This window comes from Microcystis sp. LE18-22.4A, from assembly GCF_027531105.1.
In the GTDB taxonomy this organism is placed as follows: Bacteria; Cyanobacteriota; Cyanobacteriia; order Cyanobacteriales; family Microcystaceae; genus Microcystis; species Microcystis aeruginosa.
Map to the genome: position 1 here is coordinate 1 of NZ_JAPZRB010000090.1, position 3670 is coordinate 3670.

2 protein-coding genes and 1 pseudogene are annotated in these 3670 nt (G+C 46.8%); all 3 read right to left on the reverse strand.

The annotated features are described in order from the left end of the window. Nucleotides 1-47, reverse strand: a 47-nt coding sequence (locus O9295_RS27255; protein WP_353737100.1) for a helix-turn-helix domain-containing protein, incomplete at its 3' end; no start/stop codon positions are given. Nucleotides 48-562: 515 nt separating this feature from the next. Further along, nucleotides 563-2788 (reverse strand): annotated as a pseudogene (locus tag O9295_RS27260) (jacalin-like lectin); the annotation flags it as partial. A gap of 772 nt (nt 2789-3560) precedes the next feature. Then, a partial coding sequence (locus tag O9295_RS04065; protein ID WP_190538260.1) for a transposase occupies nt 3561-3670 on the reverse strand: 110 nt, incomplete at its 5' end.

The window sequence follows — 3670 nt, forward strand, 5'->3', positions numbered from 1 at the left end:
TCTTGTTCGGGTGTGGGGTAAAATCGAAACGAATAGGCTTTTTCCATGTCTCACATTTTAGCATATATTTCGTAAATGTGCTAATATTTAACAGTAAAGCCGTCGTAGAACGACGGGGTTTCAGACCCAAATTTTCGATGATCGGGCTGGTTTTTTCATGGGGGGCATAGATCACCACCGTTACGGATAGATTGCTCACCTTCGCCGTGCGCGTAACTTTACGATGGAAGGAATCATCGTCAGCACCGCCGCCGATCGCATATTTCAGCGTCTTTGACAAACTTTCACCAGAGGAACAGACTTGATACCACTGCTTGCCAGTAGCGTTTTGATCGCCGATAGTCAGGGATGATAAATCCAAGGCACCATTGGGCATAGCGCTGTTGCTAAAGCTGTTAAAGCCAATTCCCACGGTTGTGATGGGAAGACAAGGCAAGGGGGAGGAGAGGTCATCCAGTAGGGGGGCTGCCCATTTGGCTGGACTGAGACTCAGGACAATCAATTGCAACTGATTGAGATAATCGCCGGAGGAACCTTGAAAACCTAGCAAAATTTGATTATCTGCCGCAGTCCAGCTAATTTTGTTACCAGTGCTGGAAGGTGATAGCGGGAACGTATAGTCTTGGGAGCTTGTGGTTTGGAATGTGAGTTGATTGATATAATCGCCGCAAGTCCCACTAATGCTGCTGATAAATTCATCAACGGCTAGATTCAGATTAAAACAAGGTCCGCCACCACTTCCGCCATGGCTAAAGGTTTGGGCCCCAGCCTGATAACTGTAAATGGTTGATAGCTGATCAACATAATCGCCGCCATGTAACTGAACAGCAGCGATCTTGGGCAAGTCTTTTAAACAAAGTGGTGTCGGCGTACTGTTCGCTGGATAATTGCCATTAAAGGCTGTATTACTGTTGAAAAATGGCTGTCCGGCGCAAATATCCTGAAAGGACACCGAATTATTGTTGCCCCACAGCGGCGATAATCGATTGCTGCTGCTGTTACAGGGGGTGATGGTTATGCTGTAATTAAGGCTGGGAGTCCCTTTGGCAATAATGTCAAGGGGATCGCAGGAAACGTCAGTAGGGTAGGTAGCGGGCTGCTGCGGATTGGCGGCAACATCCGTCAGCCAGGCGGTCAATTCTTGGATCGCGTTATAGACCATTTGTTGCTGTCCCCTGATGGGAAAGCCAATATTAGGGTCTGCGTAGTAATTGTAAGTCGTATAAATCTGGAGGATGTTCTCAATCTCAGACCAAATGCCATAAAGCTGCGTCAGAGTAGGCGCGACTTGTAGTTGATAAGTCTGGCGGTTGGTAACTATCGGTTGGAAGCTGCTCAAAGCCGAGGCGGGTAACAGGCCTTCATAGCCCATCGTGGTAAATGACAGCACCCAAGGCGTATCTACATGGCTGGCAGAAAACTGGCTGGCCGTCTGCACCAAAGCCTCCGTATCGGTTTCGGCATTGCCAGTCATACTTGGTAAAGAGAAACTACTGCTACCGATAACCTGTTGGTAACAGATCAGATTAACACCTTTGGAACTTTGGGCATTGCTCACATCGGAACTTAAACTGGCATCGAGAGAGGCCGATTTAATCGACGCACTGGCACTCAGGGTTTTTTGCACCGTTTCCTGTACGGCGCTACTATCGCATTGAAACACAAATACCGCCACATACAATCCGCCGTTAACCGTAGCGCAGACAAATGAATCGCCATATTCAGTGAACAATTGCTCTGTGGTTAAATTAGCCAACGTGGGAGATAGGTTGCATTGCGTATAAACCGGACTCGATGTCACCACACGGGTAATCAGCACCAGCGTCACATCGGTATCGGTTACTTGAATGGTTTTGGTTTTGGTTTTGGTGTGGCTCAATTTAAAGCCTGGTATGCCAATGGAAAATCCCCTGGTTTTGCTCAAAGTTTCCGATAATGACTGGCGACTGGCGCAAATTTTCATAATGACTTCGCTTTGCGCCCCCTGGTCAACGCTGGTACAGGCGCTGCTGTTTAGTGCGGAATTCGGCAAAGCGCTGCCAAGAAAAGAATTATAGCCCACGCCCAAGGTGCTGACTGGCAGCGTGTTGACAAACGGTTGCGTCTCAATCGATGGCGCTAACCATTTTGCTGGCTGTACGATAATGCAAATTGGCTGCAAGCCGAGGAGATTACTGCTGTTGCAATAACCCTGAAAGCCAATCAGCGTCGCTCCTGCTGGCAAACTCCAGCTAAAACTGCTACCACTGGCGCTTGTCGGTTGGGTGATGCTGTGACTAGCACTGTCGGTAAAACTCAACTGAGTAATCACGCCGTTGGAGATTTGACCGCTCATCTTGTCGATATACACCTGATTATCCAAGCTATCGACACCATCATCCTGATTAGTAGTAGTTAAAAACAGGGTTTCGCCACTACATGAAGACACATTAGCAGCACCATGAGCAAATGGATGAGTATAGTTTAGTGTGTTGTAAGAGGCATAAAACTGGGCGACATTGTTATTGCCCCAAACGGTAATCATATAAAGCACCGGAATATTCGATATCGCCGTCGCTATGCCCGTAGTTTGGCTGGTGGCTTGCGAATAAGTACCCGAAGCGGTTGGGCTGTTATGACCATAAATTGAGCCATTAATCCCTGCATTTAGCGCTGTTGTGCTGGTACTGGTGCTGCTCGAGGTACTCACCTCAGAGCCGACATCAATATCCTGAAACGGCTCGTTACTGGTATCCCCAAACAGCGGTTGCGTCGGTACTAAATAATTAAATACCGGTATGCCGTTCATTAAACTCAGTGGCGGATTAATTGAACTAGCAAGGCTCGGCGTTTGTGTTGGGTTCGCCGCAATACTGCTAATCCAGCTATTGACGTTACTTATATCGCTATTTAACTGCTTTTGGTTGGTGCTAAACGTGGTATCGCCGCTATATTTATAAGCCTGATACGCAGTAGCAATCCACTGATATTTGCTGGCAAGATACCCTAAACTTGTCAGGGTTGGGGCAATACAATCAAGATAAATCTGTCGGTTAGCCGCAATATTGATAAACGAGGTGCTTAAACTGCTGCCAAACAGGGTTTCATAGCCAGTTACCGCAAAATCAAACACCACTGGCGTATTCGCGTTTAAGTTTTGTGCAGTTGAAACTATGTTAGCAACAAATTGTGACACACTGGAAAACGTCGGCAAACTGGCGTTGCTACCGACTAAAGATTGATAAATCTGACAACGCACGGTGGTATTGTTCAGGGTTTCTGTTAAGCCAGCAGTCAAATTAGCGCCCAGCGTTGGCGAAATATGCTCGCAAACATTCACCGTCACCTGCGCTGTTAAAGCCTCCTGCAAACTGCGCTGGTCTTCTTTGGTTTGGCAAGAAAAAACAAAAACTGCCACATACTCTGCCCCTTCCGTCAATTCAGACACAAAACTATCGCCATACTGTTGATAAAAGTTCAAGCATTCACTTGGCGTTGTCGGTACAGTAATGCTACTGTTTAACTGGCATTGACTCAGCGCCTGATGAATGTTCTGGCTCTTCGTTACCCTTTATGCTAAATCAACAGACAAGATGCCAAGATAACATACTTCTAACCCAAAAATTCCGAAAGTTTCTAAAGCCATAGCCTCTCCGTTTTATTAGTTTAAGTTTATTGTTGATTCCCTCGA